This is a genomic window from Rheinheimera faecalis (genome assembly GCF_021290965.1).
In the GTDB taxonomy this organism is placed as follows: domain Bacteria; phylum Pseudomonadota; class Gammaproteobacteria; order Enterobacterales; family Alteromonadaceae; genus Pararheinheimera; species Pararheinheimera faecalis.
In genome coordinates this window covers 252,278-274,873 of record NZ_JAJOYT010000003.1, presented here as the reverse complement: position 1 = coordinate 274,873, position 22,596 = coordinate 252,278, and the positions used below count along the sequence as shown (strand labels likewise).

Below are 22,596 nucleotides of genomic sequence, written 5' to 3'. Positions count from 1 at the left end.
TCTGTTATGCGATCTACAAGCTTTGTTGTCAAGCTTGTACAGCAGCAACCATTATGAAGTAGTAGATCAGCGTCTCATTTTGGCCAGCAGGTAAAAATAGTGACCTTCCTCAGAGTCGCCCTTGTAAACATGAGTATTTCCACGCCACCAACTTTGCATAGCCAAAGTATTTATAATCGCATTGGCTTTCTCAGGCTCTAATTCAAAACCTTGTATTTCACAGATACTGGTTTTACAGGATACAGAGCTTAACTTCAGGTAGGCGGCGTTTTCATGGCTCGCAAAATAGTCACGCACATTTTGCTCAACTTCATAAGCCCACTGAGTATCCACTTCCTCAGCCTGATGCTGCTTCAGATAATCCACAGCCCGACCTATTTGCTCTGCCATCAGGCTGGCAAAAGGTTCAGGTAAAAAAGACTGAGCCTGTTCTTTACTGATGGTTGTAGGAGCTCGTTCAGTGTCTGCAGTTTCGATCTCCATAGAGCCGTGCTGGCGAAAACGCTGTCCCACCTCCTCCAGTTTTTTGTCGCGGGTAGACAGTTGTTGCTCTAATTCAGTGATACGGTTCTGCAGTTGGGTAAGTTCATTCCGGCCTGCTGTCGCTTGTGCAGTAACTTGAATCAAAGGAATTGGCAGAACGGGCTCCATAACCGGCTTTGTTAGCCCACTACTCTGCTGCTGAAGCTCTACTGTCTCATCAATGTTCCGGTCGCTTGAACTGCCCAGTTGTATTCCCGAAACTAAACCCACTACAAATACCAACACAACAAGCACCAGCACAGAAGTTGTTTTCATTTTGACTCCATTCAAAAATTCCTTTTACAGAGCCAGCCTAACAGCAACATAGAGCCTCGGCTAGCCCCTATAGGCATCAGACCGCAATTCTGTATTCTGGAACTTTTTAACAGATAACCCCAAGTTAGACAGAGCTATGCTAGAGTTAAATCAACGGCTTAATTCATGTTTTTTAGGCAAGCAGCCAGAAGGCGCCGAACATGAAAGGGGAAATCATATGGCCTTTAGTTTAGTAGCCCAGGCTTTGGCAGGTAAAAGCATTCATGAGCCAGCTAACGCAGAGCAAAGCCTGCAGGATATCATCCAATTGGCCAGCTATATTTGCGACGCGCCAGTGGCTATGGTGACAAAGGCTGATGATACAGAGCTTAATTTAATCGCAAAACTTGGTATTGCTGGCCACTCTGTTTTACGCCGGGAATCGTTTTGTGGTTATGCGATGGAAGCACCGAACGCTGTAATGGTTGTGCCAGATGCCAGCCTCGACTCTAGGTTCAATACTCATCCTATGGTGGCTTCGGCACCAGGATACAGATTCTACGCAGGCTCGCCTTTGATTGACCCTGAAGGTTTTGTTATAGGCACTATCTGTGTCTTTGATTATGTACCTAAGCAACTGAACCAAAAACAAATTGACTCTTTACAAGCCCTTTCCAGGCAAGTGATTGCTATGCTGGAGTTAAAGAAATTAAGCGAGCAGCTCCATCTCACCAGTCTGACCGATGCGCTGACAGGGGTAAATAACAGGCGAGCTTTTGATCAGAAATTTGAGGCTGAATTTTCCCGCTGGCAAAGAACAGGGCAGCCTTTCACGCTGGCTCTGATAGATATTGATCATTTTAAAAGCTTTAACGACAGCTTTGGCCATGCGGCAGGCGATCAGGCACTGAGTGAAGTAGCCAGTCTGTTTCAGCAGCATTGCAGAAACTATGACTTTTTCGCCCGTTATGGGGGTGAGGAGTTTGTACTGATTTTACCTGGTACAGACAGAGTATCGGCTTACAAAACCCTGGAAAAGTTAAGACTGGTGGTCGCCAATCATGAATGGCCGCTGCGTCAGTTAACCGTCAGTATAGGTTTGGCCAGCGCTGAAAAGTTCAATGATAAAAAACACCTGCTCGAAGCCGCAGATCAGGTGCTCTACAAAGCTAAAACTCAGGGCCGCAATCAAACCGGCGTATTCTCCGACAGCTGAGCCCTTTGTCCGTTTATTGCAGAATCATAGCCGTCAATATGTGATCAGGTACAGCTCTTTGAGTGTGCTGCTGCCATCCCATTAAAAAGACACAAAGAGTAGTGGATTCAGGCTTTAGCCTAAGCTGATAAAGCGTATGAAGACAACAACTCACACTCTGTAATAAGTGCTCATAGCTACAGACTCTGGCTGTTCGGCCAAAGCCTACTGTTAAGACCTCAGGAAAGCTGAGGCCTCCCTTCCAAAGATGCAATTGGATCAGAAATCAGAGTAAGCGCAGACTATGCCTTGTCCGGTGCTTTGCTTTACAAAAGCACCTAAACCTTAAACACATACTGGAAGCTGATGATGATGATCCCAAGCCGCTATAGCCCCTATGTATTTTCATTTTTTATGTCGTTACTGATGTCCGGAGTGATGTCGTTTTGTATCACAGCGCTGAACCTGGGTTGGGTGACTGACCTGCTGTTTCTCTGGCTGAAAGCCTGGTCTGCCGCCTTTGTCATTGCCTTTCCAACCATAGTGCTGGTGACGCCACTGGTACGCAAACTTGTTACTTTGGTGATTAGCGCACCTAAGCAAAACGGCCTGGTCTGACTGGAGGATTAGCTCATGATTGAACTGCAACAACTGACAGCAGCCATACTCATTGGTACTGGCGCCACTTTAGTGATGGATTTATGGGTCTGGCTACTGAGCACTGTGTTTAAAGTGCCTTCGATGAGTTTTTGTCTGGTCGGTCGCTGGATTGGCCATATGAGATCTGGCGTATTCCGGCATCAAAGCATTGGCAAAGCCGCACCACAAAAGGCTGAATGCCTGATTGGCTGGCTGAGTCATTACGTCATTGGTATTCTGTTTGCGCTGCTGCTGATTTTACCTAATGATGGCTTATGGCTGCAAAATCCCAGCTTGTGGCTGGCACTGTTGGTGGGCGTTGGTACTGTGGTATTTCCTTTTTTTCTGATGCAGCCCGCATTAGGTTCCGGCATAGCTGCAGCAAAAACACCTTCACCAGCAAAAGCCCGCATGAAAAGCTTGCTGACTCACAGCGTTTTTGGTCTTGGCTTGTATTTGTCCGGTCTGTTATTCGTTATGCTATAAACTTCAATGTTCTGCCTTTTGGAGTCTGGTGTGTGGATATTTATCAGCTAAAAACCTTTGTCACAGTAGCAGCCGAAGGCAGTATCACTAAAGCTTCTGAACTGTTGTTTTTAAGTCAACCAGCTGTCAGCGCCCATATTAAAGCGCTGGAGGATGAACTGGGATTACAGCTGTTTAACCGCACAGCCAAAGGTATGAGCCTGAGTGCTCAGGGTTTGGCCTTATTAAGCAAAGCCGAACAACTGCTGCAACTGCAAAAGGAATTGTTGCTGGATGCCAAACGTTTAAAAGGCGAATTGCATGGTTGTGTCCGGCTCGGATCCAACCGTGGATCCAGCGCTAAATTACTCGGGCAACTACTGAATCAGCTTTCAACGCTTTACCCAGAGTTAGACATCCGCATGCACTACGGCAGCTCAGTAGAAATACAGCAAGCGCTTGCGCAAGGCAAAATCGACGCCGGATTTTATACCAGTGCCAAGCCAGATCCGGCGCTGCATCATATTGAAGTGGACAGTTATGGTATTTATATTGCGGCGCCAGCTGCATGGGTGAATAAAGACACCCAGCCTGACTGGCAACAACTGGCCCAGTTGCCATGGGTCTTACCAGAGCCGGACACTTGCTGTGGCCGGGCTGCGGCAGGGCTTTTCGCACGCCATGCTTTTTATCCGGAAAAAGTCATTAAAGTGGATCAGGAACAGATGACCAGAGCCCTGATAGCAGGTGCTGTGGGCATAGGTTTATTGCATGCCGACAGCGCTTTGGATGCTGAACTAAAAGGCGAAGTGCAATTGCTTGGCCAAACCGATCAGCAGGTGAAACTGTGGTTTTCCTGCCAACCAGACCGAATGCTGCAGCCTCAACTCAAAGCTGTGATTGAATTAGTACAACAGCTGGTGATAAACACCTGAATTTATTGAGTCGCCCACAAGGCGCGGTACTCCATCAGAAAATCAATAAAAGCCCTGAGCCTAAGTGGTATATGCCTGTTGTGCGGATACAACAAAGTAAAAGGTCGGGATCGGCCCTGATAAGGCGTCAGCACCTGCACCAGCTCGCCACTTTGCAGCTCCTTTTCGACGACAAATTTATAGGTCTGAAATAAGCCGGCGCCATTTTTAGCCAAAGTCACACCACCTAACACGTCTTCCGACAGGCAATAGCCACCTTGCGCCAGAATTTCCAGTTCTTTGCCTTGATCCTGAAATAACCAGGGAATACGACGGCCACTGCTTGGCAATTCAAACTGAATGCAGTCATGCAAAGCTAAATCATCCAGGGTGACAGGAGTGCCTTTTGCCGCCAGATATGACTTGGTTGCCACCACAACCAGAGCTGCATCTTCCAGATGGCGGGCAATCAGGCCTGAGTCCGGCAAAGCTCTGACCCGGATCGCCATATCATAACCTTCGCTGACAAAATCTATGTTTCTGTTACTTAAGTGAATATCCACTTTGACATCAGGATGGCTGGCACGAAACAACGGCAATAAAGGCAATATACGGTGATGGCCATAGGTCGTAGGCACACTGAGTCTTAAGGTTCCTGCCGCCTGACTTTGTTTTCCCATCGCCTCCCGCTCAGCCTCTATCAGCTGCGCTAAGGCCTGACGGCATTGCTCAAAATAAGCTCTGCCTGCTTCGGTCAGCCGGATACTGCGGGTAGTACGGACAAAAAGCCGCACGGCCAGACGTTCTTCCAGTCTGGAAATGGATCGGCTGACAGCCGCAGGCGTTACCCCAGCCTCCAGTGCTGCAGCGCTAAAACTGCCCGCTTCAGCCGCTAAACAAAACAATTCAATGCTTCCCAGCTGAATATCATCAAAGTGTCGTTTCATTATTTGCTACACCATTCATTACGCCATTTATTACAGCATTTGTTACACAAGGTATCAACTGAAGTGATTGAAACCCTATTTTTGTAACTCTACATCACAAATATAGTAGTCGTCATCAGCTGTGGCGAAGACGATGTGTCAAACCACTACTGCAATAGCTTCGCTCCTTGTTCATCAGAACAGCATGGGAACAAGCCCAGTCCATTAGCAAAGTCCTCTATGGAGATGACGATATGAAAGCAGCAGTAATAAATAAATTTGGTGGCCCTGAAGTGCTTGAACTGATGGAACTGCCAACCCCAGTGCCGGCTCCTGGGCACGTTCTGATCAAAGTGCTGGCCGCTACGGTGAACAGACTGGATCACTATATCCGCGAAGGCAGTGTGAACCCGGCTTTGTCTTTCCCTCATGTGTTGGGCATGGACGCAGCGGGCGAAATTGCAGGCCTGGGTCAGGGTGTCACAGGTTTTAAAACCGGAGACAGAGTGATAGCTATGCCGGGTTATGCCAAAGACCCAGCTGATGCAGCTATACGTCCAGCCACAGCAGCACCAAGTTACTCCTTGCCTGGCCTGCATCTGACTGGCACTTATGCCCAGTACATCACAGTACCTGCCGCCTGGGTGGTGCATGACAGCAGCGGCTTACCACCTGAGCAATCCGTGTCTTTACCTGTCACTTTGCTGACTGCTGTGCGCGCCGTGCAAATTGTCGGTGAAGTGAAAGCCGGTCAAACCGTGTTAGTGCATGCAGGTGCATCCAGCACTGGCTTGATGAGCATTCAGGTCGCCAAAGCTTTGGGTGCCAAAGTGGCCACTACAGTGCGCACTCAGGAGTCCGCCGACGTCGTAAAAGCCCTTGGAGTGGACCTTTTGATCAACACCACAAACGAAGACTTTAATGAAGCCATCACGCGTTGGACCAATGGCGCTGGCGTGGACGTGGCGATCGACAGCATTGGTGGTGACGGCTTCGGCAATACCATAGCTGCAGTCAAACCTTTTGGCATAGTAGTCGCCATGGGTTTTATGGCCGGAACCGAAGTGAAGTTTGATATCCGTAACTTCTTTTTCAGCCAAAAACAAATTCGCGGCACCCTGATGGCTGACATTGAAGATTTGCAGATCTGGCTGGAGCAGGTGCGGGCCGGTGTGATTAAAACCGTAGTCGACACAGTGTTACCGCTGAGTGAAGCCGCCAAAGCTCACGAGCTGGTTGCTACCAACAAAGCCAAAGGCGCAGTTGTTCTGATGCCCTGGGCTTATTAATAACCCAACTAACCCACAGCATTCAAAGAGGAAAATACTATGCCTTTTATCAACTTACGTATAACCAAAGACAGCGTTACCCGCGAGCAAAAAGCTCAGGTCATCGCCGAAATGACAGAAACACTGCAGCGGGTGATGGCCAAAAAGCCAGAACTGACTCACATAGTGATTGAAGAAGTAGACACAGATAACTGGGGGTACGCCGGTCTTACCACCACCGAATACCGTCGCCAGAATCCAGGTTAATACCTTCAGCAGACGAAACCCGGCTTTAAAGGCCGGGTTGATCCGCAACCCCTATTACAACAGGAAAACTTCAGAATGAAACCACTACAAATTGATTTTATCTCGGATCTGGTATGCCCTTGGTGCGTTATAGGCCTCTATGCCTTGCAGCACGCCATAGAGGAGCTGAAGCAGGAAACCAATCAGCAGTTTGATGCCCAAATTCACTTTTTACCTTTTGAATTAAATCCGGACGCTCCGCCAGCCGGATTGGAAAAATTTACTCATGTCGCCGCCAAATATGGTCTGAGCAAAGCACAAGTGCTGGTCAATCAGCAAAATATCAGCCAAAGAGGCCTGGAACTTGGCTTTGAATTTAATATGGAAAAACGCAGTCACTACTACAATACCTTTGACGGTCACAGGCTGATGTATTGGGCACAACTGTCAGGTCAACAACTGGAATTGAAACGGGCCTTGTTTACCGCCTATTTTAGCCAAGGTAAAAATCTGAGTGATCATAAGGTGCTAACAGAAGCTGCTGTCTCTGCAGGTTTTGATGCCACTGAAGTATCGGCTTTTTTAGCCTCCGATCACTGTAAAACTCAGGTACGAGCACATCAGCTACAAGTGCGGAAATGGGGTATTCAGTCGGTGCCCGCCATCTTTATCAACCAGCAATACCTGATCAGCGGTAGTCAGAGTGTGGCGGCTTATAAAAAAGCATTAAAGGATATTGCCAGCGGCACACAAGTGTAAAATGCAAAAGCTGTCCGGTAACATCTGTTAGTAACATAAGTGCCCTGACAGCAATCATCTAAGGCAGGAGAGCAGCATGAACAATGAGTTTTGCCAACGATTAGGCATCCGCTATCCCATTATTCAGGCGCCTATGGCTGGTGTTTCGACGCCAGAGCTGGCGGCAGCAGTGTCGAATGCCGGTGCTTTAGGTTCCATCGCTATTGGTGCCAGTAGCTGTGAACAGGCCAGAGCCATGATCCGCGCCACCAGGCTGCTTACCAGCCAGCCCTTTAACGTCAATGTATTTTGCCATCAGCCTGCTGTTGCTAAATCGGACCTTGAGCAGCAATGGCTGGCGCATCTGGCTCCCTTTCTCGCCCGTTTTTCTGCATCAGCACCTACAGCACTGCAGGAGATTTATTTAAGTTTTCTGGTCGCAGCAGATGTACTACAGATGCTGCTGGAAGAAAAACCAGCAGTGGTCAGTTTTCATTTTGGTGTGCCCGGCGCAGCCACAGTACAAGCCTTACAACAGGCCGGTATTTATACTTTGGCTTGTGTGACCAATCCTGATGAATTACAGCAAGCTGAAGCCGCTGGCGTCGATGCCATAGTGGCTCAGGGCATAGAAGCGGGCGGCCACAGAGGGGTGTTTAATCCAAAGCAACCCGACTCACAACTTGATACTTTAACGCTGCTGCAAACGCTGAGCGGACGCACTACTAAACCTCTGATTACCGCTGGTGGCATTATGCATGGTAAAGCCATTGGGCAGATGCTGGCAGCAGGGGCCAGTGCTGTGCAGCTTGGTACTGCCTTTCTACTCTGCCCTGAATCTGCCACTAATGCGCTGTACAGAGCGAATCTGAAAAGCCCTTTGGCCAGTCAAACCCGCTTTACCAGCGTCATCTCAGGCCGGCCAGCCCGGGGTTTGCCTAATAGTTTTTATCAGGAAGTCGAAGTAAATGCGCCGCCACTGCCCGACTACCCTATAGCCTACGACGCAGCCAAAGCCCTGGTTGCTGCCGCAGCTAAACATGGCAGCGAGGATTTTACAGTGCAATGGGCCGGACAAGCTGCAGCTTTAGCACGGGAACTTCCGGCTGCAACACTGATTGCCACACTAGTGAAAGAGTGGCAACAGGCTTAGTTTTCTAGCTCTTTGAGTGCTGCAGGCTTTTAGTGCTGTTGAGTAGCAGACAACTCAGCACGTTGCAGTGGTTTGCCTTTGAGGATCACCAGCTCTATTTGATCATAAGCAGTGACCGTCTGCAGCGGGTTGCTGCCAAGTAATAACAAATCGGCATCTAAACCTGCTTTAACAAAACCTATCTCGCCTTCCATGCCTAAAGCTTTGGCATTACCACTGGTCATGGCGCTGAACAGCTGAGATAAACTCAAACCAGTTTCCAGCCAGCGATCCATTTCCCAGCGACCATTGATGCCAGGAAACTGACTATAAAAAGGACCACTTGGCGTGTCGCTGCCAAACTGCAACACAGCTCCTCTTTGGTTTAAATCTGCAGTCATCTGGCGCACTAAGGTCAGAGGTTGCTGATAAGCCTGTTTGATTTGCTGATATAGCTCTGCCGGATTTTGTGCTGGCGCAAAGTTACCCGCCAGCTCCCTGTTCATCCACTGCCCTGCTTCAGTTTGATACCACTGGCTCAGTTGTTTTGGTATGGCATGCTGCACTTGTGGGTTTTGAAAAAAGGCCGGATTCAGTAATTCCTGCTCACCATAAAGCACCTGAATGGTCGGCTGAACCGCTATATTGGCTTTCACCAGTAAATCGGCAATACGATTCAGTTTGCTGTGATTATGCTCTGGCTCTGCACCTTTATGGGTGTGCCATAAACCATGCACTAGCGTATTTACTTTTGTGTCGAGCGCAAACTCATAAGCAGCCTGCGAATTGCCATGCAAAAACACGGGCAGCCCTTGCTGTTTTGCCTCTGCAACTACAGCTTTCATCAGCGTCACAGAAGGCACTGGTAAGTTACGCTGTGCGCCAAAACCTGTTTCATAAAATACTTTGATACAACGGGCGCCCTGTTGTTTGGCTAAAGCCACCACGGCTTCTGGGCTATGCTCTTCCTTGTTAAAACTGGCCGGATACACATCAGGCTGAGCCGGGTCATACAACATGTATTGGCTACCCGTCAGTTGAAACTGGCCTTCTTTACCAAAAAACACCGCCGGATACCCATTAGGGATCACCACCGGTGCACAAAAATAGGCTTTGGGGCCTGCAGCTGCACTGTTCCAGTTGGCAATAAAATTCGCATCGCCTGTTAAATCCAGCACAGTGGTAAAACCAAAATAAGCATAGCTTCGTGGCATCTGGGTTCTGGCTTGTTGCAGCATAGATTCATCTTTTGCATCATGGCCCTTGTAGCCAGGCACACCATCTAAATGCACATGGCTGTCAATCAACCCCGGGATCAGATACTTACCAGTCGCATCAATCTGTTGGTCAGCCTGCCCGAGCCTGGTGCCAATAGCCTGAATTTTGCCGTTATTAATCAGCACATCCTGCGCAGCTGAAAGTTGCGGATTGTCTCCACTGCTGCCGTCACTAACAATGCTGACATTACGGATCAGCAAAGACTCGGCCAACACAGGGGCAGTGGCCATCAGCAAGCTCAAAACACTGAGGCTGACAAAACGGCTTTTGGTAGAAATGAAAGAGTGGTGCATAAAAAGTTTCCTGTTGTGATGAACTGCCAGCAACTTTGTGCTTTTTTGCCCTGTGGCTCGACTCAAAACAGGATCGAGGTCTTAAAAAACAGGTTTCAGGTCGTCTTAACCAGGGCTATGATGAGTCATAATTTAAAAGGCAGATCAGATGCTTAGTTACATTACTTATATTCAGTCCGCTAATACTTTGCTTTGCCTGCTGTTAGCAGCACAATTTTTGTTTATGACAGCTTTGCGGCCCTGGCCTAAACGTCTACTGGGTGTTAGCTATCTGCTGTACGCCCATCAAAGTATTGTGTTGATTGCTGTAGTACATGGACAAGCTGGTGCCTTAGGCTTGCTGCGGCCTTTGGTGGCTATGTGGCTTGGGCCTTTGTTGTATCTGTATTTTTGCCTGGTGCAAAAACCCGATGCGCAACTGCGCTGGTCTGATGCTTTGCATTTTGTCGCCGGCACACTAGTGTTTGTGATTTTGCTCAGCAGCTCACTGCTGATGAACGGCATAGACTTCGCCATCATGGCCAGCTTTATTTTGTACTTCCTGTTAATCGCTTTTCGGATGCGACAAGGAAAACAAGCCTTGCACCATCTGGGCACTTTGGCCTCTCCTGCTTATCGCTGGTTAGCTTGTCTGATGCTGATTGCACTGATCAATATTGGCTGTGAAATAGCTGTGGTTCAGGAAATTCAGGCAGGTGTCAAACTGCAGGACTCGGTGGCACTTTTTGTTTCGGGTTGCGCCTTTTTTCTGCTGAATATCGCCACCTTGCTGGCCGCTTTACAGCGCAGCAACTGGCTGGAATGGATGTATCTGCTTGGCTCACAACCAGAACAAAAAAGCTTAACCGCAGAAGAACAACAACGCGCCGCCGACATCATGCAACGTTTTGAGCAACTGGTGATTAAAGAGCAGCTGTATAAACAGGAATTTGGTATTACCTTGCCGCAAGCCGCCAAAAAGCTACAACTGCCAGCCCGTCAGTTGTCCACTGCCATTAATCAGCTGTACGGCCAAAGTTATTCGGTCTATCTGAATGATCAGCGTATAGCCGAAGCAAAACGTTTATTACTGGCTGAACCTGACATGCCGGTGATTGAAGTGATGCAACAGGCCGGGTTCAGCAGCAAATCTAACTTTAATAAAGAGTTTTTGCGGGTCGTAGGCTTGTCCCCTTCGGCTTTCCGACAAGAGGCAGGACTTTAATCCTGCTCCCACATATCATCGTCAGCAGCCCAAAGTTTTAACAGCTCCGCCTGACGCGCTAACTGGCTGGCCTGCTGGGCTAAGTCACCCGTTAATACCGGGCTGCCAGTCCAGGCTGTGCCTTTCGCTGCAGCTGCTGCCAAAGTAGCCCACTTTTTGGCAAAAGCAGCTAAAGCTTCACGAGGCTCAGCACCATCTTCTGCACTTAAATAATCAAAAGCCACAGGCTGCGGTTGCACGCCAGTCGAATCACCGGCTAATATCCAGTGCCCAACAAAACCCGGATCAGCCGGATCTTCCACAGCCCATAAACCAACATAAGGGGCGGCAAACCATTCAGGCCAGTCACAAATGACGCCATGCGGAATATTCTGCGCTTTTACATAAGCTTCAATAGCGGCAAACTGCGCATCACACCAGGCCCAGTCTTCTGCTTCATCCAAATTCATCGTCAAACGCCCTTGCTGGCTGAAAACAGCTATTTTCACCAAGTTAAAGCAAGGCAGCAAGCTTTGATTTCAAGTACACTCTGCGCCAGATTTAGTTGGGATACCCAAGATGACGGTTATAGATAATTTTGTTGCCCCTGCCTGTCATCAGCCTATTGAAACGCTGTATCAGGACGAGCATATTCTGCTGATCAACAAACCAAGCGGCTTGTTAAGTTTGTCCGGTAAAAACCCGCTGAATCTGGACTCTGTGCACTATCGTTTAGCCCAAATTTATCCACAAATCAGCTTAATACACCGACTCGACTTTGGCACCTCAGGCATTATGCTACTGACCTTGGATAAAACCACTAACGCCTTGTTAAGCCAGCAGTTTCAGTCCCGTACTGTAATAAAACGCTACCAAAGCATAGTGGCTGGTCATATAGAAAAAGATAGCGGCATCATCGAAGCGCCTATCAGCAAAGACAAAGCTTTGTTTCCACGTTTAAAAGTTTGTTTTGAACAAGGGCAAAAAGCGCTTAGCCGTTATCAGGTGCTGGAACGCCTGACCAAGCCGGATCGCACCAGGCTGTTATTTACACCAGAAACAGGCCGCACTCATCAGTTGCGTATTCATAGCCAGTATCTGGGTCACCCTATGTTGGGCTGTGATTTATATGGCACAGCAGAAACTCAGGCTATGGCACCGCGCCTTTTGCTGCATGCATCAGAATTGGAGTTTGAGCATCCGGTAACAGGGCAACGTATGACGATATCGTGCCCTTGTCCGTTTTAAGCAAAGCCGCAGACTAACCTGACAAACTAAGTAAAAATGCGCCACAAAGTACTCCGGCCAAAAAAGTAGCGCAGAGTAACCACAAGGGTATAGGCTTTTTGCTGCTATCAGAGCTAGCAACAGAAAGACCGACCTCACTCAACAGTGACTCTCGGTTTACCTCAAAGGCTGCAGCCAGTGCTTTACTGGTTTCCAACGAGGCTATGCCCTGCACTTCCACCCGCTGAATGGTTCGCAGGCTCAGATCACAAATGTCTGCCAGGTGCTGCTGGGTCCAGCCTTTGTCTGTTCGTAACTGGCGAATCAATAAGAAGTTCAGTTGCATAACATTATCCTTTGAACAGCATGACCAGGGTGAACCCCACTGCAGCACCAGCCATACCACACAGAAAAATCGTCAGTAAAAATTTCCACCCTGGTTGTCGTGCCTGCTGCATAATACGTTTCAAATCCCATTCGTCACTGTCTTTCTTCTCGCCATTCACCCAAAGCTCAATCACTACAGGACCACGTAAAATACTACCAATACGGATCTTAATTTCTATGGCTTGCCCTTTAATCTCAAAGGCATGGGTTGAGCTATAACGCCAACTGAGCTTTTTCGAGATCAGTTGATCATTAACAAATACCTGCTCCTGTCCGGTTAGAAAAGACGACTCTACACGTATGCAATCTTCACCCAAGTCAAAAAACGTGACAGCACGGTCAGCTTGAATATTCATAAGGTTTCTCCATTGATAAAGTTCGGACTCAGTACAGCACGACAGTCCGAAACTTCTGACGACTTTGCTATGACAGTCCAACATTTGTCAGCTGACACTAATATGACACTTATTAAAAATCAATAAGTTAAAAGAAGAGCATAGCTAAAACTTATATCTCCCCTCCAAGAGTCATCAAGACGAGCGTCTTGCTAAAAAGGCAGCGTTTTCTGAAGATACAAAAGGATATTCTTTCTCTATCAGCCCTTCACCAAAAAACCTGAAGCCAGCAAATTAAATGCCTCCAGCGTTTTTGGCAGCATAGCCTGAGGATTAGCACTTGAGGCTAGCCAAAGCGCTGCATTTAAAGCAGCGCCATTTAACAACATAGCGGCAGCTTCAGCATCGACCGGCTTGACGGTGCCATTTTCAATCAACGTCTCAATAGTGTTTCTGGTCGATTGCAGACATTTATTCTGGCTCGGCCATTGTGATGGGTCACCCAGCACCGAAGGGCCATCCAGCAATACAATGCGCTGCACTTCAGGGTCCAGCGCCTTTTCTATATAAGCCGCGCCTTCAGCTAATAAACCTAACCAGGCATTCTCTGCTTTGGCGCCGACAGACTTCGCATATTCAGCCATTTCAGAGTCAATCTGATCGACAACAGCAGCAAGCAAACCACGTTTATCGCCAAAGTTATGGTACAGCGCCCCCCGGGTTAACCCCGCTTCAGCAGTTAAGGTATCCATAGACGCCGCAGCGTAACCTTGTTCAGCAAAGGCCCGCCGCGCAGCAGTAATCAGCTTCTCGCGGTTTTCCGCCATCTTTGTTAATCGGATGCTCATTCCATACTCCTTTCACATACGCAATGTATGCCACTTGACATACGCAGCGTATGCGAGATATTCTACATACGCCTCGTATGTTAAACCAATTCAACATGCAGGACCATTAAAACTATCCGGATTGAGTTGTGCTACTGCACATATCCGTAGCTTCACAGCCAATCAAACCTTTTACAAAGAGAGCTATACCATGACTACAAAAGAAGTTATTTTCCCCGCCAACAGACATGCACTTTATGAAGAGCATGGTTATTCAGCAGCAATTCGCTCAGGCGATCTGTTGTTCGTTTCCGGTCAGGTCGGCAGCCATGCTGACGGCAGCCCAGAAGCGGATTTCGAACTTCAGGTTGAGTTAGCCTTTGAGAATCTTAAAGCTACTTTGGCTGCAGCAGGTTGCGGTTTTGACGATATCGTCGATGTCACCACCTTTCATACCGATCCACAACATCAATTCGGCACCATTATGAAAGTAAAACAAAAGATCTTTGGTGTCCCACCTTATCCAAACTGGACAGCAGTGGGTGTTACCTGGCTATCAGGCTTTGATTTTGAGATCAAAGTAATAGCCCGAATTCCTGGCTGAAGATCCGAACAAGCACTTTAATGGCCATTAAAGTGCTTTTTCCACTAATAACTTTATAGATCAGAGACAAACAAACTCTTACCCAAACTACAGTTCGAACAGCCCGAGCCTAAGGCCGCAGTTGATCCAGCTTTACCTCTCCAAAACGTTGGATAAATAATGCTTCCGCCTGATCCAGAGTATCGGCCAGTGCCTTATTTACCTTTTTCTCAATTTTACACTCCGGATGCTGAGACCGGCTGCCAATAGCAAATAAGCCAGGCCGACCAAGCGCGATATAAATATCCAAAAGACTGATTTGATCCAGAGGGCGGGCTAAGCTCCAACCTCCACCATGGCCTTTGCCGGACATTACATATCCCCCGTCTCTCAAGCCAGCCATGGTGCGGCGAAACACAGCAGGATTAGTCCCCATGTTCTGCGCTAAAACCTCTGAAGTTACAGGCTCTTTTGCATGCTCAAGATGCAATAAAACATGCAGCACGTCAGACAAACGTGTGTCTTTATTCATTATTTACGTCCTTCATTCCGTCATCCATCGGCATGTTTGACAAAAATAACAACTCACGTATCATTTGATGATACCTGAAATTCATCACAAGTAATAAACTAAAGTCCGCCGGGCTATTTAGTTTCATTACCTTAAATTCTGGAAAAAGCTATGAACAACCACTTTGTGCAACCTCCTGAAAACACCTACCTCGAAGGCCCACCACGGCAAGTTCCCGGTTACCATAGTTTACATCGAATGACCGCCATACTGCTTGCAGAACAAGTGCCTGCCGACGGTTCTTTGTTGGTTTTGGGTGCTGGAGGAGGACTTGAAATTAAAGCTCTGGCTGAAGCCCAATCAGGCTGGAGTTTTGAGGGTGTTGACCCTTCTGCCGGAATGTTAGAGCTGGCAGCTGAAACAGTGTCCAGTTATCGGGATCGTGTTCGTTTTCACCAGGGTTATATAGAAGACGCACCACAAGGCCCATTTGACGGTGCGGTATGTTTACTGACCTTTCACTTTATTCCGCGAGAGAGCCGGCTTGAAACACTGAAACAAATTCATCAACGCCTGAAGCCTAAAGCTCCTTTGATTATCGCGCACCATAGCTTCCCTCAAACTGAGCCTGAGCGGACACTCTGGATCTCGCGACATCTGGCTTTTGGCAATTCACAATCTGCAAATCCTGAAGTGGCAAAAGAAGCGATGAAAACCAAACTCAGTATTTTGGCGCCCGACGAAGAGGAGGCTTTATTAAAACAAGCCGGTTTTTCCGGTATCAGTTTGTTTTATGCCGGATTTAGCTTTAAAGGCTGGGTAGCCTATGCCGGATGATTAGCGCATAACTGCGGCACATAATGAGGAGGCTTTATTGGTACCTGCGCGAATTTGCTTTTGGCTATCCAGCAGATTGCTGTCATTCGGAGAGATTTTTAGCGCAGCTTCAATCAGTGTGGTTGCTTTAACCTGGCAACCTTGTTCACTCAGCAGCACAGCGTAATTGTTCAGATAAGATATTTCCTGCTGAGCAAAAGGCAGTCCTTTTTCAAACCACTGAGCAGCCACTAAAGGCTGGCTTGAGAAGTAATGATTACCCAATAAAAAGTACGGTAACCAATAGTCAGGCCATTGGCTTGTGGCGGTTTTAAGCGCTGTAATACCACTCTTAACCTGTTGAGTGCTGAGTAAATCCTGACTGGCTTTGGTGTAAATAAAGGGTTCAAGCTGAGCACTGCTTTTATCCGCAGGTAACATGGCTAAAAACCAGTAATTGCCACGCGCCCAGGTACGCTCAAAGGTAGAAAAGTTCAGCCGGTGCGCTTCAGTCACCCCGGTATGCAAAATCACTTCTTTGCGTTGCAGGTCGTAGCCAATCACCACGGCATAATGCCACTGCGGCAGCCAGGCCAGAGAGTTGTTTTGTAGCACTATGATTGGAATGTTTTCCGCAACCAGACTTAATAGTTGGTGCATGGTACCGCGCTGCGCATAAGCAACCAGACCAAGTTGCCGTGTTGCAGCCGACATTTCAATTTGCAGAGTGCCTTGCAAACCCGAAATAAAGGTAGTGGGCGCTATAGTGGCTGGGTCTTTTTTAAGTCCATAAAAACCAGCAACTTCAGATAAGGTCGTTGGGCCGCAAAAATACTCTTGCTGCGGATAAAATGGCACTTGTGGGATAAGATGTGCAGAAGCGATAGCAGGAGGCTCTGCCAGTAGCTGCTTGGTTTGTGGTGGAGTTTGGCAGCCTGTCAGTAAAATCAACAAGCCCGCCAAAAGGCAGGCCTGTCGTAGTAAAACCATCAAACTCACGAATTAAATTGGGTTGATAAAAGGGTAAACGTCAGTAAGACCCATTAAATCCGTTACAACCACAACCACCAGTACAGTAACCACAACACCGACAATACCGCCTGCAGGCATTTCGTTCATCTGACTATTCAGTGCACTCAGTTCTTCGGCAGTCATATTGGCGATACGTTGTTTTGCATCAGCAGGACTTACGCCCAGCTCAATGAGTTTATTCTGCACTTCGGCACTGTCTACATAAGACAATACTTGCTGCTTATTGAAATTGAACTGTTGATTAGAGATAACCTGCTCTGAACTAAACACAGCAGCGCTAGCCTGGCTCATACCAAGAACTAACATAGGGCACAGGATGCTGGCTTTTAAAAACTTATTCATTTTATTTATCCTTAATTTGTTGTTTTTATGAAAAAAAACCGTTTTTAGATAAATCTCAGAGAGCTAACTATTTAACATTCATCTAAGGTGCAGAGTAAAGCATTCGTCAGCTATGCGCAACAAAGCGCACAAAGCAGCACTCATCAGCAAAGCAGTCCGTTATATATTGCGCGAGCCGGCCTCGCCAAAAATAATACCAAAAAATCAGTACCCCCTGATAAGAAGTCGCTTCGCAGACCGCATCAACGCCCGCTTGCGTTTGCCCGGACTAACCGAATAAAACCATGGCGACGCGCTGCACAATATGCATCATATCTGGCTCGTTTCTCAGTGCTGTGTAAGACAGCATAGGCTTCAGCAACACGTCTAAATATCTCTGCGGTATTCGGCAGTTTACTGACATCAGGGTGATACTTGCGGCCAAGTTTGCGATAGGCCGTTTTAATAGCTTTGGCATCCGTCGTTGGAACAACGCCAAGCACAGTGTAATAATCTACGAATTCCATTGCGTGATCCTATCTGACGAATTCCTATAGCAAGCCTAACAGCCTCGCAAAGTGCCGTTCTGTGCGTTGGCGTTCTAAGTGGGGGAAATAGCAGAAGTACATATAGCTTGAGTCAGCACTTAAGCAAATAAACATAAGCAAATGGATTTGAACAGGTAATTAAACTGATAGGAGAATACACTTGGTGCCTAGGGTCGGACTCGAACCGACACGGAGTTTCCCCCGGCGGATTTTGAATCCGCTGCGTCTACCGATTTCGCCACCCAGGCATTGAGGGTCGTACAGAAGTAAACGCTTGCATTATACAAAGCGATTGGCGCGGCGCAAGCAAAAGTTTCAGTTGCTGGTGTGGTTGCGCGTTTTTGCAGCAGTTTCGAAAAAACAAAGCTGCGTGATACACTTAGCGCAATTCTTAAGAGCCTATAAAAATCAGGACACACTGATGTATCACGAATCTCCAAAGGCGGGTTTGTTCCGCCGTTTAGCTGCCATTGTTTATGACGTGCTGATTTTAGCGGCGCTCTGGATGCTGGCTATGGGTCTGGCGTTGTTGCTGGTGACTATTCTGGATAAGCTGGGTTTAGTTTCACTGGCGGCTTATCAGGATCAGGCTGATTTTATTCAGAAACATTCGATTTGGTTTCAGCTGTATTCGCTGTTGGTGTTTTTATGGTTTTACCTGTACTTCTGGGTGAAAGCCGGTCAAACCCTCGGCATGCGTGCCTGGCGTATTTTGTTGATCCAACCCGATGGCTCGCCTGTGACGCTGAAACAAGCGCTGCTGCGTTTAGTGGTGTCTTTGTTAGGCTTGGGTAACTTCTGGTTGTGGATACGCTGGGATCAGGGTTTGGCGCTGCAGGATCAACTCACCAACACCATAGTGGTGAAGCTGACTAAAGATGAAAGCAAAGAGCTGAATTTACATCGTAAAGCGGGTTAATATAGGGTCAGAGCTTAGGCTCTGACCCTCGGAATCAAACACATTCAGAGACTGTAGCTAAGGTTTTGTTGAGCGAATTAGCTCACAGAGTTGGTCTGTTTTATCCCGATTAAGGCCCAGTCTCCATATAGGGGTCAAAGCCAAGGCTCTGACCCCTTTCTATTTCTTCTGCAATAAATACATCGCCAGCCCAATAAACAAGGCCGAGGGTAAAACTGCACCAAAGACGGGAGGTAGCTGGTACACCAAAGCAACAGGGCCAAATACCTGGTCGCTCATATAAAACGCAAAACCAGTCAGAATACCCATCAGAATACGGGCGGCCATAGTGACGCTGCGCAGTGGTCCAAAGATAAAAGACAAAGCCACCAGCAACATAGCAATAATGGTTAAAGGCTGAGTCGCCTTGCGCCAGAACGCCAGTTCAAACTTGCTGCTGTCTTGCTGGTTGCTGTCGAGATAGTCGATGTAGTCGGTTAAACCTTTGAGGGATAACAACTCAGGTTTAATAGACACCACACCTAATTTATCCGGCGTTAAAGTCGAGCGCCAGCGCTGTTCCTGCCACTGGTGTTTCTCTACTCTGTCGTCACGGAAATGCAGGCGGCTCACATCTGTTAAACGCCAGGCATTGCTGATAAAGACTGCGGTTTTGGCGCTGACAATAGCCTGTAATTTTAAGTCGGTATCAAACTCATAAATGGTTAAATCGGTTAAGTTTCCGAAGTCATCTACCTGTTTAATATTAATAAAGTGATCGCCATCTTTGGCCCATACGCCTTGCCGTGCTGAAATTAAATCGCCGCCCGAAATAGCTTTGGTGCGCAGTTCACGGGCAGTTTTTTCAGCGACTGGCGCACCAAATTCAGCCACCAGCATCACAATCAGCATCATCAGCAAGGAGGTTTTCATCACAGAACTGATGATATTAAGCCGCGATAAACCCGCCGCCTGCATCACCACCAGTTCGCTGTTGCTGGCCAACATACCAAGCCCGACTAAACCGCCAATTAAAGCCGCCATAGGGAAAAACAGAATTAGGTCGCCAGGCACGCTGAATAAGGTAAACAAACCAGCGGATAACATATCGTAGTCGCCCCGCCCCACTAAACGCAGCTGGTCGATAAACCTGAACATGCCGGATAAAATCATCAGCACAGTCACTGTCATCAGCACTGTGGTTAATATGGTGCGGCCTATATACAGGTCGAGGATCTTAAACATGAGAAGCGCGCCCTGTAATTAATGCTTTTAACTTCTGACCCAGAGTGCGGTGTTTCACCAGTAAGATAATGCCAAAGCTTAAGCCCAAAGCGTGGATCCACCACATGCCCAATTGCTCCGGAATTTTGCCGTCTTCAATGGCAGAACGGCTGGCAATCAGCAGAATGTAATACAACAGATACAAAGCCAAAGCTGGCAATAAGCGGCCAAACTTGCCCTGACGTGGGTTCACTTTACTCAGCGGCACAGCAATTAACATCAGAATAGGAATAGACAGCGGTATTGCGATACGCCAGTGCCACTCCGCTGCGGCTTCTGGCCCTGTTTGTTTACGCAGTTCTGAGGTTGGCAAACTGGATAACTTACGGCGTTTTTGCTCTACCTGCTGTTCACGAATTTGAATTTGGTATTTACCAAACTCCACCACTTCATAAGCCGGAGAACTGGTATCGCCTGCATAGCGACGGCCGCTGTTTAATTCCAGCATCTGGGCGCCGCTGGCATCTTCTTTTACATTGCCTGATTCGGCATAAACAATAGAGGTTTGCCCACCTGCTTCTGCCGGAGTTTGCGCCAGAAATACTCGTTCCAGCTGTCCGCCATCGCGGCTGATTTCATGCACAAACACCACAGCCTTTTCATTGGAAGTTTGCTGGAATCGCCCTGGAATTAGGCTGGTGAGGCCAGAGTCGGCTTCGGCCTGCTCTAAAATCTGATACTCGCGTTCAATAGACCAGGGGCTTAAATACAAAGTGACAAAACCTGCGGCCAAAGCCACAACCACGGATAAAGTTAAGGTTAAGCGGGTGACATACCATTCGCTGATGCCGGTGGCGTGTAACACCGTCATTTCGCTGTCGGCATAAATGCGGCCATAGGCTATTAGTACACCCAAAAAAGCACTCAACGGAATAATAACCACGGCCAGTTGCGGCAGCTTTAATGACAAAATGGTCAGTACTAACTGACCCGGAATATCACCATCTGAAGCGTCAGCCAAAATTTTCACAAAGCGTTGGCTCATGATAATAGTGATCAGGATCAGGAAGACCGCCAATTGGGATTTAAACACTTCACCAATCAGATAACGAAAAACAATCAAAAATGCCCCCTAAAACCTGTCTTTTTGCTGGAACCCTGACGATTTTTAAGTAAACTGGATATTTACAGCAATTATTATTGACTAAAGTGGCGATAAATCCGAGCTTTTTTATAAAGCAGGACAAAATATCATCACAAAGAAGCCCACTGTAACACCGAACTAACTTGGTATAGTGGCCGGAAGTCTTAGAATCAGGAGTGAGCATGGAGTTCAGCGTAAAAAGCGGTAGTCCGGAAAAACAACGAAGTGCATGTATCGTTGTCGGCGTTTATGAACCGCGCCGCTTGTCAGCGGTTGCCGAACAGCTGGATAAAATCAGCGAAGGCTACATCAGCAATTTATTACGCCGGGGCGATTTAGAAGGCAAACCCGGTCAGATGTTGTTATTACACCATGTACCAAACGTGTTGAGTGAACGTGTACTGTTGGTGGGCTGTGGCAAAGAGCGTGAATTAGACGAACGTCAGTACCGCCAGATCATTGCCAAAACTATCAGCACCCTGAATGAAACCGGCTCGATGGAAGCTGTGTGTTTCTTATCTGAGCTGCACGTGAAAGGCCGTGACACCTACTGGAAAGTGCGTCATGCGGTGGAAACCACCCAAGATTGCTTATATGTATTCGACAAACTAAAAAGCCGCAAAGACGAAACCCGTCGCCCGCTGCGTAAAATTGTCTTTAACGTGCCTACCCGTCGCGATTTAACCATAGGCGAAAAAGCCGTTGAACATGGTTTGGCTGTAGCCGCTGGTATCAAAGTCTGTAAAGACGTATCGAATATGCCGCCAAACATCTGTACTCCGGCTTATCTGGCCGATCAGGCAGTGGCGTTAGCGCAACACGACAAAGTGTCGGTAGAAGTGCTGGGCATAGCTGAGATGACAGCTTTGGGTATGCATTCGTACGTGGCTGTTGGCCGTGGCTCGGAAAACGAAGCCAAAATGGCGGTGATTAAATATAACGGTGCTATGGATAACAGCGCGCCTGTGGTACTGGTCGGCAAAGGTTTAACCTTTGATACCGGCGGTATCAGCATCAAGCCAAGTGATGCGATGGACGAAATGAAATACGACATGTGTGGCGCAGCTTCAGTGCTGGGGACTATGCATGCAGTGGTTAGCTTAGGTTTGCCTATCAATATGGTGGCTGTGCTGGCTGGCGCAGAAAACATGCCGGATGGCCGCGCTTATCGCCCTGGTGATATCTTAACCACCATGTCAGGTCAAACGGTTGAAGTGTTAAACACAGACGCTGAAGGCCGTTTAGTGCTCTGTGATGCCTTAACTTATGTCGAGCGTTTTGACCCGGACGTCGTCATTGACGTAGCGACCTTAACAGGTGCTTGTGTGATTGCTTTAGGTAAACATGCTTCTGGTTTATTAAGTAACCATAATCCGCTGGCGCATGAAATTTTAAATGCCTCGGATCAAAGTGGTGACAGAGCCTGGCGTTTACCTTTGTGGGATGACTATCAGGATCAACTGGAAAGCCCGTTTGCGGATTTCAGTAACTTAGGTGGCCGTGCCGCCGGTACTATTACCGCAGCTTGTTTCCTGTCGCGCTTCACCCGTAAATACAACTGGGCGCATTTGGATATTGCCGGCACTGCATGGCGCAGTGGTGGTAAAGACAAAGGTGCAACAGGCCGCCCTGTGGCTATGTTGACCCAGTTTTTAATTAACCGTGTCGGAACCGACATCGAGGGATAAC

27 protein-coding genes and 1 tRNA gene are annotated in these 22,596 nt (G+C 47.8%); 14 read left to right on the top strand and 14 right to left on the bottom strand.

Translation table 11 applies throughout. The features are described from left to right. Positions 1 to 66 precede the first annotated feature (66 nt). On the bottom strand, positions 67 to 798 hold the full coding sequence (locus LSG34_RS07605; RefSeq protein WP_233008226.1) for a hypothetical protein: 732 nt from the start codon (positions 796 to 798) through the stop codon (positions 67 to 69). Positions 799 to 1,015: 217 nt separating this feature from the next. Between LSG34_RS07605 and LSG34_RS07600 the strand changes: the two genes are divergently transcribed. From LSG34_RS07600 to LSG34_RS07585, 4 genes are all read left to right on the top strand, one after another. Then, positions 1,016 to 1,993, top strand: coding sequence for a GGDEF domain-containing protein (locus LSG34_RS07600; protein ID WP_233008225.1), 978 nt, complete (start codon positions 1,016 to 1,018; stop codon positions 1,991 to 1,993). 345 nt (positions 1,994 to 2,338) lie between these two features. Continuing rightward, on the top strand, positions 2,339 to 2,590 hold the full coding sequence (locus tag LSG34_RS07595) for a DUF2798 domain-containing protein (RefSeq protein WP_233008224.1): 252 nt from the start codon (positions 2,339 to 2,341) through the stop codon (positions 2,588 to 2,590). A gap of 15 nt (positions 2,591 to 2,605) precedes the next feature. Continuing rightward, positions 2,606 to 3,097: a DUF2938 domain-containing protein gene (locus tag LSG34_RS07590; protein WP_233008223.1), complete on the top strand. Its 492-nt coding sequence runs from the start codon at positions 2,606 to 2,608 to the stop codon at positions 3,095 to 3,097. A gap of 32 nt (positions 3,098 to 3,129) precedes the next feature. Further along, the gene (locus tag LSG34_RS07585; RefSeq protein WP_233008222.1) at positions 3,130 to 4,011 is read left to right on the top strand and encodes a LysR family transcriptional regulator; all 882 of its coding nucleotides are present in this window, start codon (positions 3,130 to 3,132) and stop codon (positions 4,009 to 4,011) included. Between the two features lie 2 nt (positions 4,012 to 4,013). Here LSG34_RS07585 and LSG34_RS07580 read toward each other — a convergent pair whose 3' ends face one another. Further along, the gene (locus tag LSG34_RS07580) at positions 4,014 to 4,937 is read right to left on the bottom strand and encodes a LysR family transcriptional regulator (protein WP_233008221.1); all 924 of its coding nucleotides are present in this window, start codon (positions 4,935 to 4,937) and stop codon (positions 4,014 to 4,016) included. Positions 4,938 to 5,170: 233 nt separating this feature from the next. Between LSG34_RS07580 and LSG34_RS07575 the strand changes: the two genes are divergently transcribed. The 4 genes from LSG34_RS07575 to LSG34_RS07560 all read left to right on the top strand — a co-directional run bounded on the left by LSG34_RS07575 (position 5,171) and on the right by LSG34_RS07560 (position 8,321). Continuing rightward, on the top strand, positions 5,171 to 6,205 hold the full coding sequence (locus LSG34_RS07575) for a quinone oxidoreductase family protein (RefSeq protein WP_233008220.1): 1,035 nt from the start codon (positions 5,171 to 5,173) through the stop codon (positions 6,203 to 6,205). Positions 6,206 to 6,244: 39 nt separating this feature from the next. Further along, positions 6,245 to 6,451 (top strand): tautomerase family protein, encoded by a 207-nt coding sequence (locus tag LSG34_RS07570; protein WP_233008219.1) that lies wholly within the window; start codon positions 6,245 to 6,247, stop codon positions 6,449 to 6,451. Positions 6,452 to 6,526: 75 nt separating this feature from the next. Next, complete coding sequence (locus LSG34_RS07565) at positions 6,527 to 7,189, top strand: DsbA family oxidoreductase (protein WP_233008218.1); 663 nt, start codon at positions 6,527 to 6,529, stop codon at positions 7,187 to 7,189. A gap of 76 nt (positions 7,190 to 7,265) precedes the next feature. Then, entirely contained in the window at positions 7,266 to 8,321 is a 1,056-nt protein-coding gene (locus LSG34_RS07560; protein WP_233008217.1) for an NAD(P)H-dependent flavin oxidoreductase, read from the top strand. 29 nt (positions 8,322 to 8,350) lie between these two features. Here the strand turns inward: LSG34_RS07560 and LSG34_RS07555 are convergent, their stop codons facing one another. Beyond that, a complete protein-coding gene (locus tag LSG34_RS07555; protein WP_233008216.1) occupies positions 8,351 to 9,871 on the bottom strand; it encodes an amidohydrolase family protein in 1,521 nt (506 codons plus the stop codon). Positions 9,872 to 10,019: 148 nt separating this feature from the next. Between LSG34_RS07555 and LSG34_RS07550 the strand changes: the two genes are divergently transcribed. Continuing rightward, positions 10,020 to 11,075 carry an AraC family transcriptional regulator gene (locus LSG34_RS07550; RefSeq protein ID WP_233008215.1) on the top strand — a complete coding sequence of 352 codons (1,056 nt, stop codon included), beginning with the start codon at positions 10,020 to 10,022 and terminating at the stop codon, positions 11,073 to 11,075. Here the strand turns inward: LSG34_RS07550 and LSG34_RS07545 are convergent. Continuing rightward, entirely contained in the window at positions 11,072 to 11,524 is a 453-nt protein-coding gene (locus LSG34_RS07545; protein ID WP_233008214.1) for a DUF4826 family protein, read from the bottom strand. The genes LSG34_RS07550 and LSG34_RS07545 overlap by 4 nt on opposite strands. A gap of 109 nt (positions 11,525 to 11,633) precedes the next feature. On the opposite strand from LSG34_RS07545, the gene LSG34_RS07540 reads away from it, so the two are divergent. Next, positions 11,634 to 12,302, top strand: a complete 669-nt coding sequence (locus LSG34_RS07540; protein ID WP_233008213.1) for an RluA family pseudouridine synthase — start codon at positions 11,634 to 11,636, stop codon at positions 12,300 to 12,302. A 13-nt stretch (positions 12,303 to 12,315) separates the two neighbouring features. Here LSG34_RS07540 and LSG34_RS07535 read toward each other — a convergent pair whose 3' ends face one another. The 3 genes from LSG34_RS07535 to LSG34_RS07525 all read right to left on the bottom strand — a co-directional run bounded on the left by LSG34_RS07535 (position 12,316) and on the right by LSG34_RS07525 (position 13,851). Then, positions 12,316 to 12,627 (bottom strand): helix-turn-helix domain-containing protein, encoded by a 312-nt coding sequence (locus LSG34_RS07535; RefSeq protein ID WP_233008212.1) that lies wholly within the window; start codon positions 12,625 to 12,627, stop codon positions 12,316 to 12,318. 4 nt (positions 12,628 to 12,631) lie between these two features. Next, positions 12,632 to 13,024: a hypothetical protein gene (locus tag LSG34_RS07530; protein ID WP_233008211.1), complete on the bottom strand. Its 393-nt coding sequence runs from the start codon at positions 13,022 to 13,024 to the stop codon at positions 12,632 to 12,634. A gap of 239 nt (positions 13,025 to 13,263) precedes the next feature. Further along, positions 13,264 to 13,851, bottom strand: coding sequence for a TetR/AcrR family transcriptional regulator (locus tag LSG34_RS07525; protein WP_233008210.1), 588 nt, complete (start codon positions 13,849 to 13,851; stop codon positions 13,264 to 13,266). A gap of 190 nt (positions 13,852 to 14,041) precedes the next feature. On the opposite strand from LSG34_RS07525, the gene LSG34_RS07520 reads away from it, so the two are divergent. Next, the gene (locus LSG34_RS07520) at positions 14,042 to 14,434 is read left to right on the top strand and encodes a RidA family protein (protein ID WP_233008209.1); all 393 of its coding nucleotides are present in this window, start codon (positions 14,042 to 14,044) and stop codon (positions 14,432 to 14,434) included. Positions 14,435 to 14,543: 109 nt separating this feature from the next. Here LSG34_RS07520 and LSG34_RS07515 read toward each other — a convergent pair whose 3' ends face one another. Beyond that, positions 14,544 to 14,945, bottom strand: coding sequence for an Rrf2 family transcriptional regulator (locus LSG34_RS07515; protein ID WP_233008208.1), 402 nt, complete (start codon positions 14,943 to 14,945; stop codon positions 14,544 to 14,546). A 150-nt stretch (positions 14,946 to 15,095) separates the two neighbouring features. Here LSG34_RS07515 and LSG34_RS07510 point away from each other — a divergent pair, with 150 nt between their 5' ends. Continuing rightward, the gene (locus tag LSG34_RS07510) at positions 15,096 to 15,761 is read left to right on the top strand and encodes a class I SAM-dependent methyltransferase (RefSeq protein ID WP_233008207.1); all 666 of its coding nucleotides are present in this window, start codon (positions 15,096 to 15,098) and stop codon (positions 15,759 to 15,761) included. Here LSG34_RS07510 and LSG34_RS07505 read toward each other — a convergent pair whose 3' ends face one another. From LSG34_RS07505 to LSG34_RS07490, 4 genes are all read right to left on the bottom strand, one after another. After that, positions 15,762 to 16,730: a PA2778 family cysteine peptidase gene (locus LSG34_RS07505; protein WP_233008206.1), complete on the bottom strand. Its 969-nt coding sequence runs from the start codon at positions 16,728 to 16,730 to the stop codon at positions 15,762 to 15,764. A gap of 12 nt (positions 16,731 to 16,742) precedes the next feature. Continuing rightward, the gene (locus LSG34_RS07500; protein WP_233008205.1) at positions 16,743 to 17,114 is read right to left on the bottom strand and encodes a PA2779 family protein; all 372 of its coding nucleotides are present in this window, start codon (positions 17,112 to 17,114) and stop codon (positions 16,743 to 16,745) included. A 242-nt stretch (positions 17,115 to 17,356) separates the two neighbouring features. Beyond that, the gene (locus LSG34_RS07495) at positions 17,357 to 17,620 is read right to left on the bottom strand and encodes a DnaJ domain-containing protein (protein ID WP_233008204.1); all 264 of its coding nucleotides are present in this window, start codon (positions 17,618 to 17,620) and stop codon (positions 17,357 to 17,359) included. Between the two features lie 182 nt (positions 17,621 to 17,802). Continuing rightward, positions 17,803 to 17,889: transfer RNA gene (locus LSG34_RS07490), tRNA-Leu, on the bottom strand. A gap of 173 nt (positions 17,890 to 18,062) precedes the next feature. Between LSG34_RS07490 and LSG34_RS07485 the strand changes: the two genes are divergently transcribed. After that, positions 18,063 to 18,560, top strand: coding sequence for an RDD family protein (locus LSG34_RS07485; protein WP_233008203.1), 498 nt, complete (start codon positions 18,063 to 18,065; stop codon positions 18,558 to 18,560). Between the two features lie 159 nt (positions 18,561 to 18,719). Here LSG34_RS07485 and lptG read toward each other — a convergent pair whose 3' ends face one another. Further along, a complete protein-coding gene (gene lptG / locus LSG34_RS07480; protein WP_233008202.1) occupies positions 18,720 to 19,784 on the bottom strand; it encodes an LPS export ABC transporter permease LptG in 1,065 nt (354 codons plus the stop codon). Further along, on the bottom strand, positions 19,777 to 20,886 hold the full coding sequence (lptF, locus tag LSG34_RS07475) for an LPS export ABC transporter permease LptF (RefSeq protein ID WP_233008201.1): 1,110 nt from the start codon (positions 20,884 to 20,886) through the stop codon (positions 19,777 to 19,779). Before lptF ends, lptG begins: the two co-directional genes overlap by 8 nt. Before the next feature lie 203 nt (positions 20,887 to 21,089). On the opposite strand from lptF, the gene pepA reads away from it, so the two are divergent. Then, entirely contained in the window at positions 21,090 to 22,595 is a 1,506-nt protein-coding gene (pepA, locus tag LSG34_RS07470; RefSeq protein ID WP_233008200.1) for a leucyl aminopeptidase, read from the top strand. Position 22,596: the final 1 nt, after the last annotated feature.